We start from the raw sequence: 22,293 nt of genomic DNA, 5'->3' as shown, positions 1-22,293 counted from the left end.
CTGTCAAGACGCTGGGATGCCGCCCAACGCGCATACTGTGCGGCCCCAGCAGTCAGAATTGAAAGACGGGGTGACGTCCAGAAGGCCCGCAGGCTGCACCGCGCGTCTTGAACAGACGGCCATGCCCTGCGCCGCGCGGTGCAGCCTGCGGGCCTTCTGGACGTCATGCCGGGTGCGTGGAATAGATCAGAGCAACCTCAACGAATGCCGATTGTCGTCATCACCGCCGACCTCACCCGACTGGCGCTGGATGCCATCGTCAACGCCGCCAACCCCGGGCTATTGGGTGGCGGCGGCGTGGATGGTGCCATCCACCGGGCCGCAGGACCGGACCTGCTGGCTGTCTGCAGGGCATTGCCAGAGGTAGCACCAGGTGTCCGCTGTCCTACCGGCGAGGCCCGCATAACACCAGGCTTCCGACTGCCGGCACGCTACGTAATCCACACTGTCGGCCCCGTGTGGCATGGAGGCCGCGCCGGGGAAGCGGTATTGCTGGCCAGTTGCTATCGCAGCAGCATGGCACTGGCCGTCCAGCATCAGTTGCACAGTGTCGGCTTCCCGGCGATCAGCTGCGGCGTCTACGGTTATCCGCCAGAGCAGGCCGCCGTGGTTGCCATCGCTGCCTTACGCGACGAACTGGCTGATCGCCCCAATCTGGACGTACAACTGTGCTGCTTCGACCAGGCGATGTCCGCGATCTGGCAACACGCGCTCAATCAAGCTTGAAGGGATAGAGCGGCGGCAAGGGCGAATCCTGTTGCGGCCCACCCTCACTCTTCCAGTCGAAACCCTGCGCGAATACCGCCGCCAGGTCGCTGCCGTCGTCAACCCCCGCTCGGGCGTACTGCAGTTGCTGCAACCGCTCGATCGCAGCGCGCTGCGGTTCCGATGCGAGCGCCGCAGATAGCTGCCCGAGGTTGTGCAATCCCGGCCGTTCGCTGCGTGCCCACGCGAGCAGGCGCCGCGCCTGCGTCGCTCGATCATTGCCACGCGCTGCCTCCATGAAGGCTTGGCGCGATGCCCGTGACGATTCCTGGATAGATGGTCCGGAAACCGGCGGCTTCGTTTGACGTTGGCGGCGCGACCACCACCACGCAAGCATGCTGATCAGCCACAGACCGATGCTGCCAAGCGCAATCCAACGCCATGGCGTAGTCGATACAGCCGGCACGCCTTGATTCGCGCTCTGTGCTTGCGCCGGGACAGGTGCCGCAGCCGTGCCTGTCGACGAGGAAGCCGTTGGGCCACTGTTTGCCGCCGCCGCGACAGTCAAGGTGTGTGCGGGAATGGCTGCGGTTTTCTTCTGCCCGCTTTGCACATCGAACCAGGTGAGACTGATCGCCGGAATGGTCAGTGTCCCCGCATGCTGCGGAAAAATCGCAAAACCGCGCCCACGGTGTCCGCTCAGCCACTGACCGTCATCGTGCGTGGCGGTGGTCGACTGGTCGGGATAAACCGTTGCGCCGTCGATGGCCGGAAGGCTCGGCTCCGGCAAACTCTCCGCAGGCAGCCCCTTCGCATCGATACTCATGCGCAGATTGATGGGTTGTCCTACCTGCGCCTTGTCGTCACCCGGCAAACCTTCGACCTTGAGGGTCAAGTCGCGCGCCGGCAGCCATGACGTCGCACCCCAATCGGCAGGCGCTGCCTGGACATCCACGGAGACGGGAGACGAATCGGCGGTAACCGGCGAGGTGTTGCCGAACAAGCCGCCCTGACCGAAAAAACTGCCTGGATCGTTCGGATTACCAGGCTCCACCGCCTCGCCCTGAAATTCGATCGAGGGAATGGTCAGCGCACCGGCACGTTGCGGAATCATCGCGTAGCGCCGCTCGATCACCTGATAGCGGCGACCGTTGCGCTCGACTTCGTAATCGGTGTCGTTACCGAGGCGCCGTACGTCCACGCCGTCGGGATGCGGGTCAGGCAGGGTGCCGCCGTTGAGATTGACGGCCAGAAACAGGCGCACGGTGTAGAGCAATTGCTGGCCGGTATAGACGTGGTCCGGTGCGGCGCTCGTTTCTATGAAGATGTCTTTGCGCGCGCTCGTACTGGTGGAAGTGTCCGGCGGTCCTACGTGCAGGGTCAGCGGCGCGGTCTGGCTACCGGCCACCGTCAGCGACGGGATCTGCAGATCGCCAACGTGCTTGGGCCGCAAAGCGATGCCTATGATCAGCTCTGCATTCTGACGACCGTTCACCACCGTTAGTGAGCTATTGGTCGAGCTGCCCAGCACCTCGAAATCGTTGTCCAGCACGCTGAGATCGGGCGTGTTCGCATTCATGCTGCCATTGATGCGCACATTGAGCGTCACGGTCTCGCCGAGACGGACATCATTGCGGTCGAGCGAAGCCTGCACGCTGGCTGCCGACGCACCAAGCGGAAGCAGCAGGCAAAGCAGCAGCAACCAGCGATAACTCATGGTTGATCTCCAGCATCCGGTTGGGCACCCATGCGCTCGCGATATTCCAGCTCGAACTTCCTTCGCAACAATGCACCCGGATCATCAGGCACGCGTTGCAGATTGCGCCGCACGTCATTGGGAAGTTTCGACAGGGGATCGTCGCTGTCGGTCATACCCAGTTCGTGCGTAGGCGCGGGCTTCTGCGCAGGCTTTTCCGCCTGCGCGAGCGCGTTGTTCATTTGCGCCTGCAAACCTTGCTGGGCCTTGTCGGCCTTCGCTTGTTCCGTCGAAGAAGAAGGTGCGGGATTCTGGCTGGCTGCGTCCCGGTTCGCTCGTTGCTTAGCCTGGTCGGAATCATTGCCCGACTGCGACGACGGTTGTTGATCTTTCTTCTGCTCGCCGTTCTGCTCGTCATTTCTTTGCTGCGGATTGTTTTGGTCCTGGCCATTTTGTCGTGCGCTGTCTTGCTGCTGGCCAGACTGGCCTTGCCCGGAAGACGAGCCGCGACCTTGCTGACCCGGCGACTGTTGCGATTGACTACCCTGCCCGGCTTGACCGCTTTTGCCGTTCTGACCGCTGCCTGACTTCTGTTGCTGCTGCGAAGACGATTTTTGCGTCGACTGCTGCATTGCGTCATACACCGCTTTGCGATTGGCGATCGCGTCTTCGTTGCGCGGATCGAGTTTCAACGCTTCGTCGTAAGCCTTGATGGCGTCCGGATAGCGGCCCAATCGAGCCAGCGCATTGCCGAGGTTGTACTTCGCATCCGCTCCCTTGGCTTGCTGCAACGCCTGCACGGATGCGGAAAAATCCTTGGCGCGATAGGCCGCGGCACCGCGCAACGCGGGATCCTGTGCCAATTGCTGAGCTTCTGCGGCATTGCCTTGCTTGAGTGCGCTTGCCGCCTGCTGATCGGGGCGCCGCCACCAGTCTTGCCACCCCGATGCATGGGCATTCATCGGCAGAAGCGGCAGCAGCACCAAAGGCAACACCAACACCCAGCCGCGCCGGAACGCCATGGCCACCACCAGTAGCAAAGGCAATAGCAGCCACGGTCCGCGGTCCTGCCATGCATCGCCGCTTTGGCCCTGCGCAAGGGAAGCGTGTTGCGCCGGCTGCAGTTGGGCGCGCAATGCGGCAACGTCGCTGCCGTCATCGCTCATAGCGACATAGGCACCACCACCTGCCTGCGCCAGCTCGCGCAGATTCTGATCGTGACGGCGCGCCACCACGATATTGCCCTGGTCGTCGTGCATGAAACTTCCGTCCGATTGCGTTACTGGCGCACCTTGCTCGGTTCCCATGCCGAGCACTGAAACGCGTACGCCGGAGGCCAATGCCTTGCGTGCGGCCACCTGCGCATCCGCATCGGCGTCATCGGTAATGAGCACGATCGAACCGCCTGCCTCCTTGGCGTGCTGAATCAACTGCACGCCCTGCTCTATGGCCTGCGCGGCATCATTGCCATCCACCGGCATGGTATCGGGCGCCATGGCATCGAGCAGGTCATCCAGGCTATGTGCATCGCTGGTTAACGGTGCGACGACAAAGGATTGCCCGGCGTAACCGATCAAGGCATTCAAGCCGTCCTTGTTCGCGGCGAGAAGATCCCGTGCCTTGTAGCGCGCCCGATCCATGCGGCTGGGCGCTACGTCGTGCGCGAGCGCATGCTGCGACAGCGAGATCGCGACGACCTGTGCGGCACGATTCGCATAGAAAGGTTCGGCGATGCGACTCCAGGTCGGACCGGACAAGGCGAGCACGCTAAGTATCCATCCCAGGGCAAGCAGTCCGGATGGCCATCGCGCACGTTGCACACTGCCACCAAGCAGATGCGGCAGCAGTTCCGGATCGGCCAAGCGACTGAGCTCACGCCGGGAGGCATCGCCAAGCGAGCCAAACCACCACAACAGCGGCAGGGCCAGCAGGCCAAACAGCCACTCCGGCTCCAGGAAATGGAACTGATGCAGCCACTGGCTCATGCGCCAATGCCCCTCCAGCGCGGCCACCACAGCCCCAGCAGCAAACACAAGGCGGCTGCGATCAGCGGGGCGCGGAATAGTTCGTGCCGCAAGCGAAAGCTGGGGCCGTGCTGCGGCATGGGCTCCAGCGCGTCGATCGCACGGTAGGCATCGGCCAGCTGATTCCCATCCGTCGCGCGATAAAAATGTCCACCGGTCTCATTGGCGATGGTGGTCAGCATATCCACGTCGAGATCGGCCGAAGGATTGATGACGCTGTCGCCGAACAAGCCGGGTACCGTCATGCGAGTCGCGCCGACACCGATGGTGTAGATGCGGACGCCCGCCGCCTTGGCCGCCTTGGCCGCGTCCAACGGCGTAATGCTGCCGGAATTGTTGACGCCGTCAGTGAGCAGAATCAGTACGCGGGCCTGTTCGGGCAGCGCCGCCAGGCGCTTGGTTGCCACGGCGATCGCATCACCAATGGCCGTTTCCGTACCGGCCAGCCCCACCGCGGCACCTTGCAATTGCGTGCGCACCGCATGCAGGTCGTAGGTAATCGGCGTCACCAGGAAGGCATTCGTTCCGAACAGCACCAATCCCAGTTCGTCGCCTTTCCGCCGCGAAATGAAATCTCCCGCGATCGCCTCTACGGCACCGAAACGGCTGAGCTGCTGGCCGCCAAGTTGCATGTCCGGCGTCTGCATACTGCCCGACAAATCCACCGCCAGCATCATCGCGCGGCCGCTATGCTGCTGAGTCTGGGGCGGCCCCAGCATTTGCGGCCTCGCTGCCGCGACGAGCAGGCACAGCCATCCCAAACTCAACAGCCACGTGCTTGCGTTGCGGGCTTGACCACGCTCAGCCGTCGCCCACTTCAGCGACGCATGCGGCAAACGCATCGCCTGCCCCGGCGCGGCCGGCGTCAACGTCCGCCACATCAGCCAAGGCAATGGCAACAGGACAAATACCCAGGGCCAGGCAAATTCAGGCATGCCCCGGCTCCCCGACGTTTGCGTGGCGCACAGCGGCGGCAAGCCATCGTTGCGCGGCCGCCTGTACGCCACGTCGATCGAATTCCGCTCGCGGCTGATACATGCGTGCCTCCAGTGTCATCAACGCGTCGAGTGTCGCGTCATCCGCCGGCACCCCGGCCAATACCTGCCGCCAGTGCTCGCCTCGTGTGACGTGCGCATCCGGCGCGTAACGAAGTGCCGCCCGGCGCAGCAGCTGGTGCAGGGCCGTCGCGTAGGCCGCATCGTCTTCAGGATGGCGTGCCGCCAATGCATCGATTTCAGCAAGCACGCGTTGGCGGATGAGGCGCTTCCTGCGCGCCCTTCGATATAGCGAGACAGTCGCGATCACAGCCACGCATACAAGACCGAAAAGCACCCACCATCCTGGCGCCGGGGGCCACCACGAGGGTGCCGGCGGTAGATGGATGTCCCGCAAGACCAAGGCATTCTGCGGTTCGGAAGACAACCCGTTCATCGTCTCGTCCCACCGTCGCGCAGCAGGGCGGACACGGCGTCGAGAGGATCGCCAGCCGTATCAATGGTGCGCGTAGGGATACCGAGTGACTTCGTCATGGTCGCAAGCCGCAACAAGCTGGCGCCCAGGCTTTGCTGGAAGGATGCACGCTGGGTTTCCGATCGGAGAACCAGGGTGCGCCGCTCTCCATCGTGCTCGATAGGGTAATGACCAGGCGGCGCCAGAGCCAACTCCAGCGCATCGGCAACGATCAATACGCGCACCGCCGTATGCCGCATCGTCTCCAGCAAATGACGGTGGGCCGAATCGTCGCTACTTTGTCCGTCCGTAATCAGCACCAGGCGATTCGCGCCGTGCTGAAGTTTGTTGACGCGCTGCAATGCTTGCGACAGCGACTCATAGTGACCGGATGAGCCTGCATCGCCCTTTGCTATGGCACCGCATACATCGAGAGCACCGTGCACGCCACCGCGCGGACGCTGCAGGTGGGTGTGGCTTCCAAATTGCATCAACCCGACTCGTTCCCCCGCGCGCACGGCGTACCACGCCGCCAACGCCGCCGCTCGCGCCGCCTGCACGGACTTGAAGCGCACCCGCGTTCCAAAATGCATGGAGGGATGTCGATCGAGCACGATCAGCAACTGACCTTCCCGCTCTTCCTGAAACAGCTTGGTATGCAGGCGACCGCTGCGTGCAGTGAGACGCCAGTCCATGCGGCGCACGTCGTCGCCCGGCTGATACGCGCGGGATTCCGCATAGTCCATGCCTCGTCCATAAAGGCGACTGGATTGCGCGCCGACGCGCATCGCGCGACTGTCCTGCGGCGGCAATCGCAAACGCGCGACACGATTGCGCAGCGAGATCAGCTCCGCCAGCGAGACGGTGACGCGACCATCGCCATCCGCTTGGTTCGAGGCCACGGCGCTCACGGCAGGGGCACGAGATCCAGCAGGCGATGGATGACTTTTTCGCTACGCACGCCTTCGGCTTCCGCTTCGTAGCTGAGCAGTACGCGGTGACGCAAAACCTCGTAGACGATCGCGTGTACGTCCTCCGGCAATGCAAACTCGCGCCCGCTCAGCCAGGCATGGGCACGGGCGCAACGATCCAGGGCAATCGTGGCTCGGGGACTCGCGCCCCACGCGATCCAACGTTTCAGCTCGGGGCCGTAACGCCCTGCATCGCGCGTTGCGAGTACCAACTGCGCCAGGTACTGCTCCAGCGCGGGTGCTACGTGCACGCCGAGGACGGCTTCGCGCGCTGCAAACACATCCTGTTGCGTGACCACGGCGGGTGCTTTGACCGGTTGCCGCACCGTTTTCGCCGCTTGCTCGCGCGCCAGACGCAGAATCGCAAGCTCCGCGGCGGCGTCGGGATAGCCGATCGTCACGTGCATCATGAAGCGGTCCAGCTGCGCTTCGGGCAACGCGAACGTACCTTCCTGCTCGATCGGATTCTGCGTTGCCATCACCATGAACAGCTCAGGCAGCTGCCAGGTATTGCGCCCTACCGTAATCTGCCGTTCGGCCATGGCCTCCAGCAACGCCGATTGCACTTTCGCCGGCGCGCGATTGATTTCGTCGGCCAGCACGATGTTGTGAAACAGCGGCCCGCGTTCGAATTCGAAGCTGCCCGATTGCGGCCGGAAAATGTCGGTACCGGTGAGGTCCGCCGGCAACAGGTCCGGCGTGAACTGTACGCGATGAAAATCGGCTTCGATGCACCCGGCGAGCGCCTTCACGGCAGTGGTCTTGGCCAGCCCGGGGGCACCTTCGACCAGCAGGTGGCCGTCGGCCAACAAGGCGATCAACAGGCAGTCGATCAGCCGGGGTTGGCCAATGACGTGCTGCTGCAAATCATCGCGGAGCCTGGAAAACGCTTGTTGCAGGTGCCCTGGGGCGGAGACTTGAGGCATATCCATCCGACAATCCTGTACTGCTTCGTGCCGGCTCAGACCGCGGCGAGGCAAAAAAGTTTGCCATCCCAGTACCGCTTGACGCAAAAAGGGCGGCACAGAGGCCGCCCTTTCTACCTGGTTCAACGTCCGCCTTATTGCAGGCTATCGCTAAGGATGCGCGGCGTCACGAAGATCAGCAGCTCGTCCCGGTCGTTAATGTGCTGGGTGTTGCGGAACAGGAAGCCCAGACCCGGAATGTCGCCCAGACCAGGGACTTTGTTGACGGTGTCCGACTTGGTCACGTCATAGATGCCGCCCAGTACCACGGTCTGACCGTCGTCAACCAGCACCGAGGTGTTGAGCGAGCGCGTATCGATCACCGGAACCTGGCCGCTGCCCGTCACCGTGATGTAGTGATCGAGCGAGTCCTTGTTCACGTTGATGGCCAGGAAGACGCGCCGGTCAGCCGTAATGGTCGGGGTGACCTTCAACTCCAGCACGGCATCCTTGAATGACACCGTGGCCGTACCGCTGGTACCCGAGCCGCCACTGGTGTTCTGGAACGTCACGTAGCCGATTTCCTGACCCTGGCGAATATCCGCTTCCTGCTGGTTAGCGGTGATCACACGCGGGCTGGACACCACCTCGCTGCGACCCTCGGCCTGTGCCGCCGAGAGTTCCAGGTCCAGCGCGTAGTTCTTGCCAAGGATACCAGCGGCAATCGTCGAGGCTACGCCCGTGTTCGGAGCAGCGGGGAGATTGACGTTCATGCCCGAGATCAACGGATACGTGCTGCTGGTGGTTCCGTTCGCGATCTGCTGCGTCGTAGGAATGCCGCTGCCGACGGACAGCACCTGCCCGCTGGGGTTAACCTGTCGGCCGGCAACACCCCACATCACGCCCAAGTCGCGCTCGAACGAGTCGCTGGCGATCACGATGCGGGATTCGATCATGACCTGCTGCACTGGGCGGTCAAGCTGCGAAATGATCGTGCGCAGCTCAGCCGTCTTTTCCGCCGTGTCGTTGATCAGCAACGTGTTGGTGCGCTGATCATAAGTAACACTGCCGCGAGGGGAAAGGAAACCACGGTGAGTACTCGCCTCGCCCGAACCACCAGCACTGCCAGCACCACCAGCAATACTTTGCATGCTGCCAGTCGTCAACAACTTGGCAATATCCACCGCCTTGCCATAGCTGATCGGCACATAAGTGGTGATCAACGGCGCAGTATCTTCGGCCTTGAAGCGGGCATCCGCAATATTTTGCTCGTAGTCGGCCAGTTCCTTCTGCGGGGCGATCCAGATCACGTTGCCATCACGGCGCTTGTCCAGACTCTTGGCGCGCAGAATCACATCCAGCGCCTGGTCCCACGGCACATTATTCAGGCGTAGCGTGATACTGCCGCCGACGGTATCGGAGGCCACCATGTTCAGCCCGGAATAATCGGCCAGCAACTGCAGCACGGAGCGTACCGGGATGTCCTGGAAGTTGAAGGTCACGCGGTTGCCCGTATACACCGGCTGTGCAAACGAACCCGGGTTCGTATCCTTCGACGCCTGCTTCTTGGGCGTGACCTCGACGACATATTGATTGGCAGTCTGGTAAGAAGAGGTTTCCACGTCCCCGCTATAAGCGATATCGACGTGCACGCCATTGGGCGTGGACCGCGGCGAGATCGACTGCACGGGCGTGGCGAAGTCGAGCACATTCAAACGCTTGGCCTGGTCGGCCGGCATTTGCACGTTGTCGATATCCACGCTGATGCTGCCATCCTGCCGATGCATATTGGCATTGGCGCCGGAACCGTTGAAATTGATCAGCACGCGGCCAGAACCGTTGGCGCCACGCTGGAAATCGATATTAGTGATCGCAGGACCGTTCAATGCCGAAGGCAGCGCCTTGGACGGATCGATGGTCGACGCCGTCGTCATCGGCTGCGTCTGCGCACCATTGTTAACATCCAGTACCAGATTGTTGCCCTCGACGTGCGACTTGTACGTCGAAGCCTGCATCAGCTCGACCACCACGCGCGTGCGGCCACCAGCGGCGACGGCTGAGACGCCGCTGGTGGTGCCGACGCCGATATCCTGGTGACGCGCCGCGTCGTTCACCGTATCGGGAAGATCGATGGCGATTCGCGGAGGATTGTCCGTGGTGAAGATATTCGGCTGTGGAACCTGGCTGTTGTCGAAGCTCATGCGCAACTCGACACGCCCACCAGGCAGGCTCTTATAGGTGATGTTTTGCAGCGTACTGGTCGCTGTGGCAGCTTGCGCCCAGCCAACTGCGCCGAACATCATCATCGTCATCAGGCAACGGCTAGCCAGGTGCATGGCTCGGCTCCGGACTGGTTTGATTGAATTAGTCATTGCATCAGCCCCTGTATTTCTATTTCGCGTTCGCGACGAGCGCGATGCTGGCCGGACGTTCCATCCAGCCGCCATTGCCGTTGGAAACCAGTTCGACCAGATCGACCCGATCGCTGCTGATGGCAGTGATGCGGCCATAGTTCTGGCCCATGTATTCGTTAGTGCGCATGCGATGGATCACTCCGCCCGGATCCTTGATCAAGGCTTCCATGTTGGCACCAGCACCGATCGTGCCAACCATCTTCAAGCTATCCAGCGAGTAGGCCTCGAGCGGTTGCCGGGCTCGGCCTTCGTCCGGCCGGGGACCGTTGTTCTGGTTGAGCTCGTCCGGACTGGGACTGAACGGGTCGCGTTTGTCCTGGTCGTTGTAGACGAATGTCTCGAAGGTCTTGATGACCGGCAACGGCGGAATGGGAGCGCCCCGCTTGGCCTTTTCCTGCGCGACCCAGTCGTGCAGGTCGGACGTGCCACGGGTGCAGCCGGCGAGCGCAAGCAAGGCGCCTGCCAAGAGGCATGCCTTCGCCACACGGAGGGGTTTCATGGCAGATACGTTGCTCATTTCCGCCCCCCAAATTTCTTGTTCTTCTCTTTGGCCGCGGCCTCGCTCGTTTCCGCATCGTCGAGATAGCGGTAGGTCTTTACCGTGCCTTGCAGCACCAGCAGCTGGTTGGGGCCCGGTTCCGCTCCCTTGCCGGTCGGGTTATACGGTGTGAGCGACACGTCGTGCATGGTGAGAATCACCACCCGCGGCAGCGAAGCCACGCCACTGATGAAGGTGCCGAATTGATGGTAGGTACCAATCATCTTCAACTGAATCGGCTTCTCGGCGTAGAAGTCCTTGACGACCTCGGTGCCGGGCTGGAACAGCTCCTGCTGCAGGCCGGCAGAAAGTGCCGTCTGCGAGACATCCACCAGCAGCTCGGGCATTTCGGTCTTGCTCGGCAGCTGACGGAGCAACTGGCGGAGCATGTCCTTCATCTCGTCCAACTGCTGCTGCAGCGCCTCGAGATTGACCGACTTGGCCTGCTTTTCCGAAAACTCCTGCTTCAGCTTGTCTTCCTGGCCGACGAGGCCCTGCAACGAGTCCTGCTGATTGCTGATAAACAGATACCAGCCGAAGAACACGATGACGACAAACAAAAGTGCGGTAAAAAAGGTTTTGACTGACTTGGGCCAGCCACCTACGTTGTTGCGATCCAGACTGCGCAGATCGTCGAGGAGTTTCATGCCTTGGCTCCTCCCTTGACCGGTGCAGCACTAGGTTTGGTTGCAACTGGCGCAACTGCCTGAGGACTTGCAGCAGGTTTTGCAGGGACCACAGGTGTAGTCGCCGAACTGCTACTGCTCGATGAAGCCGGCGCCACGCCTTGACCGGTGCCGTCGTCCGACTTGGGTTTTTGCAAGGCAACGGTCAAGCCGAACGTGAACGGCATGCGCGACGCGTCGTGGGTGTTCTCGGTCTTGCTGAGGTCGGTCTGCCCCATCCACGGCGACGCCTCGATGTTGCGCATGTAGTCGGCGACGCTGGCATTCGACTGCGCTACACCGTCGAGCACCATGGTGTCGCCGGCCTGCTTGATCGAAGTCAGGCGTGCACTACCCGGTATGGTCTTAACCAGTTCGTCGAATAGATGCACCATTTGCGAACGATTGGCTTGCAATTGCTCGATGATCTGTTTGCGCGCCAGCAATTGCGACCGCACCTTTTCCAGGTCGCTGATCTTGGTCAGGCGCTCATCGACCTGTTTGATCTGATCTTTCAAATAAGCGTTGCGCTCGTTCTGGTTGTCGATGCGCATGCCCATCCAGAAGCCCCACAACAGCAGGAATCCGATGGCAGCAAGCGCAACGGCGCCCAGCTGCATGAAAAACTCGCGCTGCCGCTGCTTGCGGCGCTCGGCGCGCCAGGGAAGTAGGTTGATGCGTGCCATCAGTCGAAACTCCTCATGGCGAGTCCGACCGCGATCATCAGCGCCGGCGCATCCTGGGTCAGCGACTGCGCCTGCACGCGGCTGGACAGCGACATGCGGGCCAACGGATTGGCAACGATGCACGGCAAACCGAGCTGCTCTTCCAACATCGCGGTAATGCCATCGATCGATGCACAGCCGCCCGCAAGGACCACCTGGTCGACCTTGCTGTATTCGCTGCCCGCGTAGAAGAACTGCAGCAGGCGGCTGATCTGCTGGACCAGCGATTCCTTGAACGGCTGCAGGGCCTCGGTTTCGTAGGACTCGGGCAACCCGCCCTTGCGCTTGGCACGGCCGGCTTCTTCGTAGGACAAGCCGTAGCGCCGCATGATTTCATCGGTGAGCTGCTTGCCGCCGAAAACCTGCTCGCGCGAGTAGATGGTGCGCTGGTTCTTCAGCACCGAGAGCGTGGTCATGGTCGCGCCGACATCGACCACCGCCACCAGGGCATCGCGGCCGACGTTCAGCTGATCGGCGATCAGCGTGAACGCGTTCTCCATGGCGAACGCTTCCACGTCGATGACCTGCGCCGTCAGACCGCCCAGGTCGAGTGCGGCAACGCGCATGTCGACGTTTTCGGTACGCGATGCGGCCAGCAGCACGTTGTTCATTTCGGGGTTGTCGCGAACCGGCCCCAGCACCTCGAAATCGAGGCTAACTTCCTCGATCGGGTACGGGATGTACTGGTTGGCTTCCACCTGGATCTGGCTTTCCAGATCCTCGTCGGAAAGTTCGGCGGCCATCGGCACTATGCGCGTGATCACGGCTGAACCCGCAACCGCGGCGGCTGCGTGCTTGATCTTGGCGCCGGAACGGGCCAGTGCGCGTCGCACCGCCTCGCCGACGGCCTCGACCTCGACGATGTTCTTCTCGACGACGGCGTTAGGGGGCAGCGGCTCGATCGCGTAGTGCTCCACGCGATAGCGGCCTCCGGTCTGACTGAGCTGCAGCAACTTGACGGCCGTCGAACTGACGTCGACACCAACGAGCGGCGGCTTCTTGGGTGTAAAGAGCCCCACGGTTTTTCCCCCTTGACCCCTGGCGCTTCCGCCAGTAACTGGCAGGATTGCCGGATCATTAGATCCAAAAATTAACGCAATAGCAACGGCCTACACGATCTTCTTCGAGACTTTTGGCGTGATGGCCTGCACATTTGGACCACCTCGCCGGATACCGCGATTAAGGTTTTGCTAATCCGTCGCTAATGGCGCACATACTGCAACATCTATACTCTGGGCTGTTTTGACTCAGGTCTCGCTACAACCACATGACGCGAATTCTGAAAGCCCTGCTGCGCTGGTTCCTCATCCTTGGCTTCAGCGGGCTCCTCCTGATCGCCGCCGCCGCAGGCGTCGCCTATTGGCTGGTCGCCCCCCGACTCCCCTCGGTGGCGGTGCTCAAGGACTACCACATGCAGGTGCCACTGCGCATCCTGAGTGCCGACGGCAAGCTGGTCGCAACCTTCGGTGAGACGCGCCGCATCCCCGTTTCCATGGACCAGGTGCCGGACATGCTCAAGCATGCCGTGCTCTCGGCCGAGGACGCCGACTTCTACAGCCATCCGGGCGTCGATTGGCGCGGGGTCATGCGCGCCGGCTTCCACGTGGTGGCTTCCGGGGGCAACAAGACCCAGGGTGGCTCGACCATCACCCAGCAAGTCGCCCGCAACTTCTTCCTCAGCCCGGAAAAGCTGTACTCGCGCAAGCTGATCGAGATGTTCATCGCGCTGCGCATGGAGGGTGAGCTTACCAAGGACCAGATCCTGGAGCTCTACCTCAATAAAATGTTCCTGGGGCACCGCTCCTACGGGATCGCCGCCGCCGCCGAGTATTACTACGGCAAGCGGCTGGACCAGCTGACCATCGCCCAGTGCGCGGCCATTGCCTCCACCTTCCAGTTGCCCTCGGCGGTCAATCCGCTCACCAATACCCCCCGCCTGGTCGCCCGTCGCAATTGGGTTCTCGGCCAGATGCTGGAACATCGGTACATCAACCAGGCGCAGTATCAGGAGGCGATCAACGCCCCCGACGATGCCGGCCCGCACGAGCAGCCGATCCAGGTGGACGCCCCCTATCTGGCCGAAATGGTCCGCCTGCAGGCGCTTGACAGGCTCGGCAACGATGCACTGACCGAAGGCTACGTGGTCAAGACCACGATCCTCAGCACCCGCCAGGAAGCCGCCGTCGCCGCAGTGCGCGATGGCCTGTCGATCTACGACCATCGCCATGGCTGGCGTGGTCCGGAGGCCCACCAGGAACTCCCTCCGGGGGCCGGAAGTGCCGATTACAGCAATCTCCTGTCCAGCTATACGGATGTCGCCGGCCTGGTTCCGGGCCTGGTCATCGCCTCCTCGGCCAGCGAGGCGTCGGTCTACCTGCCCGACAAGCAGACCATACAGCTCAGCCTCGGCGCCATGGACTGGGCGCGCCCCTATCTGAGCGACAGCCGCGTCGGCGCAGCACCCAAGGCGGTCAATGAGGTGCTCAAGCCCGGCGACATCGTCCGCGTGATTCGCGACGACAAGGGCAACTGGCAGCTCACCCAGATTCCCAAGGCACAGGCCGCACTGGTTTCGCTCGATCCGGAAGACGGCGCCGTCCAATCCCTGGTCGGCGGCTTCAATTTCCAGCGCAGCAAGTTCAATCGTGCGGTGATGGCGGCGCGCCAGCCGGGCTCCAGCTTCAAGCCGTTCATCTATTCGGCGGCGTTCGAACGCGGCTACACCGCCGCCTCGATCGTCAATGACGCTCCGTTGGCCCTACCCGACCCCTCGCAGCCGAACGGGTTGTGGACCCCCTCCAACGACGACAACAAGTTCGCCGGCCCGATGCGCCTGCGCGAGGCACTGATCGAGTCGAAAAACCTGGTGTCGGTGCGCCTGCTGGACGCCATCGGCGTGCGTTATGCCCGCGACTACGTCACCCGCTTCGGCTTCCCGCTCGATGCCCTGCCGAACAACCTGTCCATGGCGTTGGGCACGGCCTCGGTTTCGCCGCTGAGCATGGCCCGCGGTTATTCCGTGTTTGCCAACGGCGGTTACCTGGTCACCCCGTACTTCATCAGCGAAATCGATGACCGGGACGGCAAACCCGTCTACGTCGCCAACCCGGCCCGGGCATGCGCCAATTGCCAGGCGCGCTTGCTGCAAAACACCCCGCCCGCGCCTCCGCCGGCCAACTTGCTGACCAATGGCGTACCGGCTGGCTCTACCAGCACCCCCGCCTCGTCCAGCAGCACGTCGATGGCCGAAGAGACGGCACTTCCCGCCGACGCCCACGGCGGCGAAGCCGCCCCCGTGCTGGCGCCGCACGTCATCGATATCCGCAACGACTACCTGATAACGTCCTTGATGAAAGATGTCATCCAGTCGCCCATGGGTACCGGCTACGCCGCCAAGGTGCTCAATCGCCCCGACCTGGCCGGCAAGACCGGTTCCACCAACGATCATCGCGATGCCTGGTTCGTCGGCTTCAACGGCAACCTGGCTACCGCCGTATGGGTGGGTTTCGACGACTTCGGCTCCCTTGGCAAGGGCGAGTTCGGCGCCAAGGCTGCATTGCCGATCTGGATCGACTACATGGGCGACACCCTCAAGGGGCTACCGGAAAGCAGCCTGCCGATGCCCCCCGGCATCACCACCGTGCAGATCAATCGCGAAAGCGGCCTGCCGACCGAGCAGGGCGATCCGGATGCCATGTCCGAAATCTTCAAGGTGGAAGACGTCGACCGCCTGCACAACCAGGCCCAGCAACAGCAGCAGCAGAACCAGGATCAGCAACAGGCCAACGACATCTTCTGACCGAAACTGAACGTTCGTTTCGGAACGTACCGGCCGGAAGCCCTTGGGCCCGGCCGGTTGAAGCTGTACCGGATGAGTTGAGAAAGTGCAGTAAAGCACGTTCTCAACATCCTGATAATTTTCGGGTAGTCTTGCCTTCGGACGCGCAATTTGAGGGCCGTAGCCATGGCACGAGGCGAACACCATCGCATCCACGCACACGATCGTGTGCAGCGCAACCGGTTACGCGTCGCCCAGGAAGCGGCGCGACTGATGAGCGAACACGGCATCCGTGACTTCCACCACGCCAAACGCAAGGCCGCCGAACGCTTGGGCGTCCTCGACGAACAGGCGCTCCCCCGCAATCACGAAATCGAGCAGGCGCTGCGCGAGCACCAGCGTCTTTTCCAGGGCGACAGCCAACCGCAGTTGCTCAAAGCCAGGCGCGAGGCGGCCATTGAGGCCATGCGCTTCCTGCAAGACTTCGAACCGCGACTGGTAGGTGCCGTGCTCGACGGGACTGCCGATTCGCACTCGGCCGTCTGTCTGCACGTTTTCAGCGACGATCCGGAAGCCATCGTCATCTTCCTGCGCGAACGCGGCATACCGGTCGAAACACAGACCCGCCGCCTGCGCATCAGTCGCGAAGAACAAGTGGAATATCCCGTGCTGCTGTTCGCCGCCGACAACCTTCCCTTCGACCTGACCGTGCTCCCGCACGACGCACTGAGGCAGGCCCCGCTCGACCGCATCGATGAGAAACCCATGCGCCGAGCATCATTGGCCATGGTTGAAATCATGCTGGCCGAGGAGGAAGGCGAGCAGGACGAATTTGAAAGGAAGCTCGCAGCAGCCTTGCGCTAACTGGCACACCAAGGCTTGCAAACAAAAACGCCCGGCATAGCCGGGCGTTTTTGCACGTGCCTCAACGCAATGATCAGCGCTTGTCCATCGGCGTGTAATCGCGCTTGTCCGAACCCACGTACAACTGACGCGGACGACCGATACGCGAACCGGGCGTTTCGTGCTGTTCGATCCAATGAGCGATCCAGCCGGCCGTGCGCGCAATGGCAAACATCACCGTAAACATCTCGGTCGGAATGCCCAGCGCCTTGTAGATGATGCCCGAGTAGAAATCGACGTTCGGGTACAGCTTGCGCTCCACGAAGTAATCGTCCTTCAGCGCCGCCTCTTCCAGCTTCATCGCCACGTCGAGCAGCGGATCGTTGACGCCCAGCTCCGCCAGCACCTTGTGGCACATCTCGCGGATGATCTTGGCGCGCGGATCGAAGTTCTTGTACACGCGATGGCCAAAGCCCATCAGGCGGAAGTTGTCGTTCTTGTCCTTCGCGCGCTTGACGGCCGTTTCCACCTTGTCCGGCGTACCGATCTCTTCGAGCATCTTCAGCACGGCTTCGTTGGCGCCGCCATGGGCGGGACCCCACAAGGCGGTAATGCCGGCGGCGATCGACGCATACGGGTTGGCACCGGTGGAACCGACCAGACGCACCGTGGACGTGGAGGCATTCTGCTCGTGGTCGGCGTGCAGGATGAACAACAGATCCAGCGCCTTGGCGGCCACCGGGCTGAGCGTCAGCGGCTCGCTGGGCACTTCGAACATCATGTGCAGGAAGCGATCGACGTACTCGAGGTTGTTGCGCGGATAACGGAACGGCCAGTCGACCGAATAGCGATAGCAGGCTGCAGCGATGGTCGGCATCTTGGCGATCAGGCGGATCGCGGCCAGCTTGCGGTCTTCCGCGTTATCGACGTCCAGATCGTCGTGATAGAACGCCGACAGCGACGCCACCGATGCGGCCAGCATGGCCATCGGATGAGCGTCGTGGTGGAAGCCTTCGAAGAATCGCTTGAGCGATTCGTGGATCATCGTGTGGTGCGTGATGTCGTTTTCGAACGTAGCGAACTGGCTCTTGTTCGGCAGCTCGCCGTTCAACAGCAGGTACGACACTTCGAGGAAGCTCGACTTCTCCGCCAGCTGCTCGATCGGGTAGCCGCGATACATCAGCACGCCCTGATCACCATCGATGTAGGTGATGGCGCTCTTGGTGCTGGCGGTGCTGCCGAACCCCGGATCGTAGGTGAAGTGCCCGGTGTCCTTGTACAGCGGGGCGATGTCGATGCAGGCGGGACCAATCGTACCGGTCAGCAACGGGAGTTCGCTGCTACGGCCGTTGGACTCATCTACCAGCTTGACGGACTTTGAATCGGACACGGAAACCTCCTACACATGGGTCGCCGCCGGGGTAGCCGCGGAACGGCAACCAGCCGGCGAAGGAAAGGCGCGCCGTCGCGGGGAATCGACGATGCATCCCATCCATTATCGCACAACGGCAGATGAACATCCGAGGCCGCATGGTCCAATTGACACACGAAAAAACACAGGGCAGGCGCTCGGCCTGCCCTGTGTGGAACAGCTAACCCGCCGATGACAGCAGGTATGCAGAATGCTTACTTCTGCGCGTAGCGGCGACGGAACTTGTCCACGCGGCCACCAACGTCAAGCGTCTTCTGCTTGCCGGTGTAGAAAGGATGCGAATGGCTGGAGATATCCACCTTGATCAGCGGGTACTCGTTGCCGTCTTCCCACTTGATGGTTTCCTTGGAGGCAATCGTCGAACGCGTCAGGAACGCGAACTCGGACGAGAGATCCTGAAACACCACCTGACGGTAATTCGGATGGATATCGGGCTTCATGACAGACTCAAAGCGGTGGGTGAAAAGAGCGGCATTATATTGACCATCCAAGCACTTAGTCAACCCGCCCTGCCCTGGCGCCAATCAGGGGCAATGGCACGTTTCAGGCCGCCCCATCCGCGCCCAAGGCCCGGCGCACCATCGCCGCAAACCTCGGCTGATCCAGCTCGAGCACGACATTGGCCTGCGCCGGCCGTTTCAGGCGGCCCTGCCAATCCACCACCGTGGCGCCGCGCGTCAGGCGTCCATCCAGCTCCACTCCGACGTGACGGCGTTCGCTGCGCACGACCACGGACGGATCGATCGCCACGGCCATCGCCAACGCATCGGCGGCAATGATGCCACGCCGGCCGCTGCGTCGATTGGTCTCCCGCGCCACCTGGAATGCCCGACCGAAAAACGCCGCCCGTCGATCGCCCTGTGCCAACCATTGATCGAAATCGGCCTCGTCGAAGGCATGCCGAAGGGTGAGTTCCCAATCGACCAGGTCAAATTCCGGGAACCCCTCGAACACGACGTGCGCCGCCTCAGGATCGAAGCCGACGTTGAATTCGGCAGGCACCCGGCCGGTATTGCCGTGGCCGGTCACGGCCCCACCCATCACCACCAGACGCTTCACCCGCTGCGGCAACGAAGGATCGAGCTTCAACGCCAAGGCGAGATTGGTCAGCGGCGCCAGCGCCACGAGGGTGATTTCCCCCGGATGCTCACGGGTCAGACGCAACAGCGCCAGCGCGGCATGCTCGTCGTCAATGCGGCTGCCCGGCTCTGGAAAACCGACGTCACCCAAACCATCGCGGCCATGCACGAACGCCGCATCCTCTTCCGGAAGACGCACCAGCGGAGCAGGACAACCGGCAAACACTGGAGTCGACGCCCCCACCAGATCCACCAGCGTGCGTGCGTTGCGCACCGTATGCGAAAGCCCGACATTGCCTGCGGCAATGCTCAGCCCCAACACGTCGGCGTGCTCGTGCGCCATCAGAATGGCCAGCGCGTCATCCACACCGGGATCGGTATCGATCAGAAGTAGCGGCTTGCTCATGGGAATTCCTTGCGTGGGCGGGCTAGCTTATTGCGGCCAAGCAAAGGCGAACAAGCATGCTATCCGCGCTCAAGCGTTGACGTACCGAGCAGCGCCGCCGATCCAACGCTCAATCAGACGCCCTGCTCGTTCGGAATGATGCGCCAGCATCTGTTCGCCGACGCGCTGAACCGCCGGGAGCAAATGCGCATCGCGCGCAAGATCGGCCATGCGGAAGCTGAGTTGCCCGGTCTGCCGCGTACCCAGCACTTCGCCGGGACCGCGCAACTCCAGATCTTTTTCGGCGATGCGAAAGCCGTCGTTGGTTTCACGCATCACTTGCAGGCGCTCGCGCGCCAGCTGCCCCAAAGGAGGCTGATAGAGCAGCACACAATTGGACGCCACCGCGCCGCGCCCGACGCGCCCTCGCAATTGATGCAATTGAGCCAGGCCAAGGCGCTCGCTGTTTTCAATGACCATCAGGCTGGCGTTGGGCACGTCCACGCCCACTTCGATCACCGTAGTGGCCACCAGCACCGACAACTCGCCGAGCTTGAAAGCATCCATGATCGCCTGCTTTTCCTTGGGCTTCATGCGCCCGTGGATCAGGCCGACTTTGCAATCGGTCAACGCGTGCGTCAGCTCCGCATGCGCCGCCTCGGCGGCCTGTGCGCGCAACTGCTCGCTTTCCTCGATCAGGGTGCAGACCCAATAGGCCTGTCGCCCTTCCATGCAGGCGACGTGAATGCGCTCGACAACCTCTTCGCGACGCGCGTTGGAAATCGCAATGGTCTGCACGGGAGTGCGTCCCGGCGGCAGCTCATCGATCGCGGAAATATCCAGATCGGCATAAGCGCTCATCGCCAGCGTGCGCGGAATCGGCGTCGCAGTGAGCACCAGCTGATGCGGCACCAGCTCGCCCTCCAGCCCTTTGTCGCGCAACGCAAGGCGCTGCTGGACACCGAAGCGATGCTGCTCGTCAACGATCACCAGGCCAAGGCGCGCAAACTCGACCCCTTCCTGCATCAAGGCGTGCGTGCCGATGACGATCGATGCTCCGTCGGCAACCCGCTGCATCGCCTGCTTGCGCGCCTTGCCCTGCTGCTTGCCGGCGAGCCATTCCACCGCGATATCCATCGGCTCCAGCCAGTGGCGGAAATTGCGCAGATGCTGTTCGGCCAGCAATTCCGTGGGGGCCATCAAGGCGACCTGGTAACCCGCCTCGACGGCCGACAATGCCGCCGCACAAGCCACCGCCGTCTTGCCCGATCCCACGTCGCCTTGCACCAGGCGCAGCATGGGTCGCGGCTGGGAGGTATCGACCGCCACTTCCTTGCTCACGCGCTGCTGCGCCGCAGTGAGCTTGAACGGCAGCGCATCCAGCCAGCGTTTGCGCAGCCTGCCCCGGCCACCGAACGCCGGCGCTCGGCGTTCGCGCACGGCCGCGCGCAATCGTTTCAGGCTCATGTGCTGGGTAAGCAGCTCTTCGAAGGCCAGGCGCTGCTGCGCGGGATGCCGCCCTTGCGAGAGCTGATCCACGTGAGCATCCGGCGGCGGGCGATGGACGTAAAGCAACGCTTCGCGCAGCGAGGTCAACCCGCATTCGGCGCACAGCGACGGCGGAATCAACTCCAGCTCCGCTTCCGCCGGCAGTCGTTGCAACGCCTTTGCCACGACGCCGGCCAACCGCTTCTGTCCCAGCCCCTCGGTGGTCGGATAAACCGGCGTCAGGCATTCGTCGAGGGTCACCTCGGCACCTTCATCCAGTCGCCGATACTGCGGATGCACCATTTCCAGACCGCCCGCACCCTGACGCACTTCGCCATAGCACAACAGCCTGATGCCGACGCGAAACTGCTCGGCCTGGGAGCGATTGAAGTGGAAGAAGCGCAACAGCAAGGTGTTCATCACACCGTCGCCAATCGCCACCTTCAACTGCGGGCGATAGCGAAAACCCTTTTCGACCGCCTCGACGACACCCACCACTTGCGCACGCATGCCCGGGCGCAAATCGCCCAAAGGCATGAGATGCGTGCGGTCCTCATAGCGCAACGGCAAATGGAACCACAGGTCCTGCACGCAATGCAGCCCGAGGCGCGCCAAGGCATCGACCAGGGCCGGCCCTACGCCGCCCAGGCTGCCCACCGGCAAACCGCCGGGATCGGCAGCGGATTCAGTCGACGCTTCGGTGCGGGAAACGGCCATCGATGCAAGACTAACCGAGCGGCGTCACGTCGGCAGCGTGATTGCCGACGAACGTTGTCGGTTATCAACGCGCTGATCGATCAGTCCAGCACCATCACCGCGTCGACCTCCACCTGCGCGCCCTTCGGCAAGCCGGACACCTCGATGGTGGAACGAGCAGGATACGGTTGCTGGAAGTACTCACCCATTACTGCATTGACGGCGGCGAAGTTCGCCAGGTCCGTCACGTAGATGCCCACCCGCACGATCTGCCCCAGCGAGCCGCCGGCAGCCTGCGCCACGGCTACCAGGTTGTCGAACACGCGGCGCGTTTGCGCACTGATATCGCCCTCGACCAAGGCCCCGGTGGCGGGATCGAGCGGAATTTGCCCGGAAAAATACACCGTATTGCCGGCACGCACGGCTTGCGAGTAAGGGCCAATGGCAGCCGGAGCCTTGTCGGTGGAGATGATCGCGCGAGACATGGGGATGATCCGTAG

Annotated in this window: 19 protein-coding genes; 3 read left to right on the top strand and 16 right to left on the bottom strand. The window is 62.5% G+C overall.

The window, feature by feature from the left end:
- Window positions 1-204: 204 nt before the first annotated feature.
- The gene (locus ISS99_RS11985; protein ID WP_204631852.1) at window positions 205-726 is read left to right on the top strand and encodes an O-acetyl-ADP-ribose deacetylase; all 522 of its coding nucleotides are present in this window, start codon (window positions 205-207) and stop codon (window positions 724-726) included.
- Here ISS99_RS11985 and ISS99_RS11980 read toward each other — a convergent pair.
- The 11 genes from ISS99_RS11980 to ISS99_RS11930 all read right to left on the bottom strand — a co-directional run bounded on the left by ISS99_RS11980 (window position 713) and on the right by ISS99_RS11930 (window position 13,111).
- Window positions 713-2,422, bottom strand: a complete 1,710-nt coding sequence (locus ISS99_RS11980) for a BatD family protein (RefSeq protein ID WP_204631851.1) — start codon at window positions 2,420-2,422, stop codon at window positions 713-715. The genes ISS99_RS11985 and ISS99_RS11980 overlap by 14 nt on opposite strands.
- A complete protein-coding gene (locus tag ISS99_RS11975) occupies window positions 2,419-4,386 on the bottom strand; it encodes a tetratricopeptide repeat protein (protein WP_204631850.1) in 1,968 nt (655 codons plus the stop codon). The genes ISS99_RS11980 and ISS99_RS11975 overlap by 4 nt, the downstream gene beginning before the upstream one ends.
- Window positions 4,383-5,360, bottom strand: a complete 978-nt coding sequence (locus ISS99_RS11970) for a VWA domain-containing protein (protein WP_204631849.1) — start codon at window positions 5,358-5,360, stop codon at window positions 4,383-4,385. The genes ISS99_RS11975 and ISS99_RS11970 overlap by 4 nt, the downstream gene beginning before the upstream one ends.
- Entirely contained in the window at window positions 5,353-5,856 is a 504-nt protein-coding gene (locus ISS99_RS11965) for a DUF4381 domain-containing protein (RefSeq protein WP_204631848.1), read from the bottom strand. The genes ISS99_RS11970 and ISS99_RS11965 overlap by 8 nt, the downstream gene beginning before the upstream one ends.
- Window positions 5,853-6,785, bottom strand: a complete 933-nt coding sequence (locus ISS99_RS11960) for a DUF58 domain-containing protein (protein WP_204631847.1) — start codon at window positions 6,783-6,785, stop codon at window positions 5,853-5,855. The genes ISS99_RS11965 and ISS99_RS11960 overlap by 4 nt, the downstream gene beginning before the upstream one ends.
- Entirely contained in the window at window positions 6,782-7,777 is a 996-nt protein-coding gene (locus tag ISS99_RS11955; protein WP_204631846.1) for an AAA family ATPase, read from the bottom strand. The genes ISS99_RS11960 and ISS99_RS11955 overlap by 4 nt, the downstream gene beginning before the upstream one ends.
- A gap of 128 nt (window positions 7,778-7,905) precedes the next feature.
- Window positions 7,906-10,086 (bottom strand): type IV pilus secretin PilQ, encoded by a 2,181-nt coding sequence (locus ISS99_RS11950; protein WP_204631845.1) that lies wholly within the window; start codon window positions 10,084-10,086, stop codon window positions 7,906-7,908.
- A 55-nt stretch (window positions 10,087-10,141) separates the two neighbouring features.
- On the bottom strand, window positions 10,142-10,681 hold the full coding sequence (locus tag ISS99_RS11945; protein WP_204631844.1) for a pilus assembly protein PilP: 540 nt from the start codon (window positions 10,679-10,681) through the stop codon (window positions 10,142-10,144).
- Window positions 10,678-11,349 (bottom strand): type IV pilus inner membrane component PilO, encoded by a 672-nt coding sequence (locus tag ISS99_RS11940; protein ID WP_204631843.1) that lies wholly within the window; start codon window positions 11,347-11,349, stop codon window positions 10,678-10,680. Before ISS99_RS11940 ends, ISS99_RS11945 begins: the two co-directional genes overlap by 4 nt.
- Window positions 11,346-12,053, bottom strand: coding sequence for a PilN domain-containing protein (locus ISS99_RS11935; protein ID WP_204631842.1), 708 nt, complete (start codon window positions 12,051-12,053; stop codon window positions 11,346-11,348). The genes ISS99_RS11940 and ISS99_RS11935 overlap by 4 nt, the downstream gene beginning before the upstream one ends.
- On the bottom strand, window positions 12,053-13,111 hold the full coding sequence (locus tag ISS99_RS11930) for a pilus assembly protein PilM (RefSeq protein ID WP_204631841.1): 1,059 nt from the start codon (window positions 13,109-13,111) through the stop codon (window positions 12,053-12,055). The genes ISS99_RS11935 and ISS99_RS11930 overlap by 1 nt, the downstream gene beginning before the upstream one ends.
- 248 nt (window positions 13,112-13,359) lie before the next feature.
- Here ISS99_RS11930 and ISS99_RS11925 point away from each other — a divergent pair, with 248 nt between their 5' ends.
- Window positions 13,360-15,891 carry a penicillin-binding protein 1A gene (locus ISS99_RS11925; protein WP_204631840.1) on the top strand — a complete coding sequence of 844 codons (2,532 nt, stop codon included), beginning with the start codon at window positions 13,360-13,362 and terminating at the stop codon, window positions 15,889-15,891.
- A gap of 165 nt (window positions 15,892-16,056) precedes the next feature.
- Window positions 16,057-16,734 (top strand): hypothetical protein, encoded by a 678-nt coding sequence (locus tag ISS99_RS11920; protein WP_204631839.1) that lies wholly within the window; start codon window positions 16,057-16,059, stop codon window positions 16,732-16,734.
- A 73-nt stretch (window positions 16,735-16,807) separates the two neighbouring features.
- Here ISS99_RS11920 and ISS99_RS11915 read toward each other — a convergent pair whose 3' ends face one another.
- From ISS99_RS11915 to ISS99_RS11895, 5 genes are all read right to left on the bottom strand, one after another.
- Complete coding sequence (locus ISS99_RS11915) at window positions 16,808-18,103, bottom strand: citrate synthase (RefSeq protein ID WP_204631838.1); 1,296 nt, start codon at window positions 18,101-18,103, stop codon at window positions 16,808-16,810.
- A 236-nt stretch (window positions 18,104-18,339) separates the two neighbouring features.
- Window positions 18,340-18,585 carry a type B 50S ribosomal protein L31 gene (locus ISS99_RS11910; protein WP_204631837.1) on the bottom strand — a complete coding sequence of 82 codons (246 nt, stop codon included), beginning with the start codon at window positions 18,583-18,585 and terminating at the stop codon, window positions 18,340-18,342.
- 103 nt (window positions 18,586-18,688) lie between these two features.
- Window positions 18,689-19,630, bottom strand: a complete 942-nt coding sequence (locus ISS99_RS11905) for a nucleoside hydrolase (RefSeq protein WP_204631836.1) — start codon at window positions 19,628-19,630, stop codon at window positions 18,689-18,691.
- A gap of 69 nt (window positions 19,631-19,699) precedes the next feature.
- Window positions 19,700-21,814, bottom strand: coding sequence for an ATP-dependent DNA helicase RecG (gene recG / locus ISS99_RS11900; protein WP_204631835.1), 2,115 nt, complete (start codon window positions 21,812-21,814; stop codon window positions 19,700-19,702).
- Between the two features lie 80 nt (window positions 21,815-21,894).
- A complete protein-coding gene (locus tag ISS99_RS11895) occupies window positions 21,895-22,278 on the bottom strand; it encodes a RidA family protein (RefSeq protein ID WP_204631834.1) in 384 nt (127 codons plus the stop codon).
- Between the last annotated feature and the right edge of the window lie 15 nt (window positions 22,279-22,293).

This window comes from Dyella mobilis, from assembly GCF_016904945.1.
GTDB lineage: Bacteria > Pseudomonadota > Gammaproteobacteria > Xanthomonadales > Rhodanobacteraceae > Dyella_B > Dyella_B mobilis.
The sequence above is the reverse complement of the archived record's forward strand: the minus strand, read 5'-3'. Positions and strand labels throughout refer to the sequence as shown.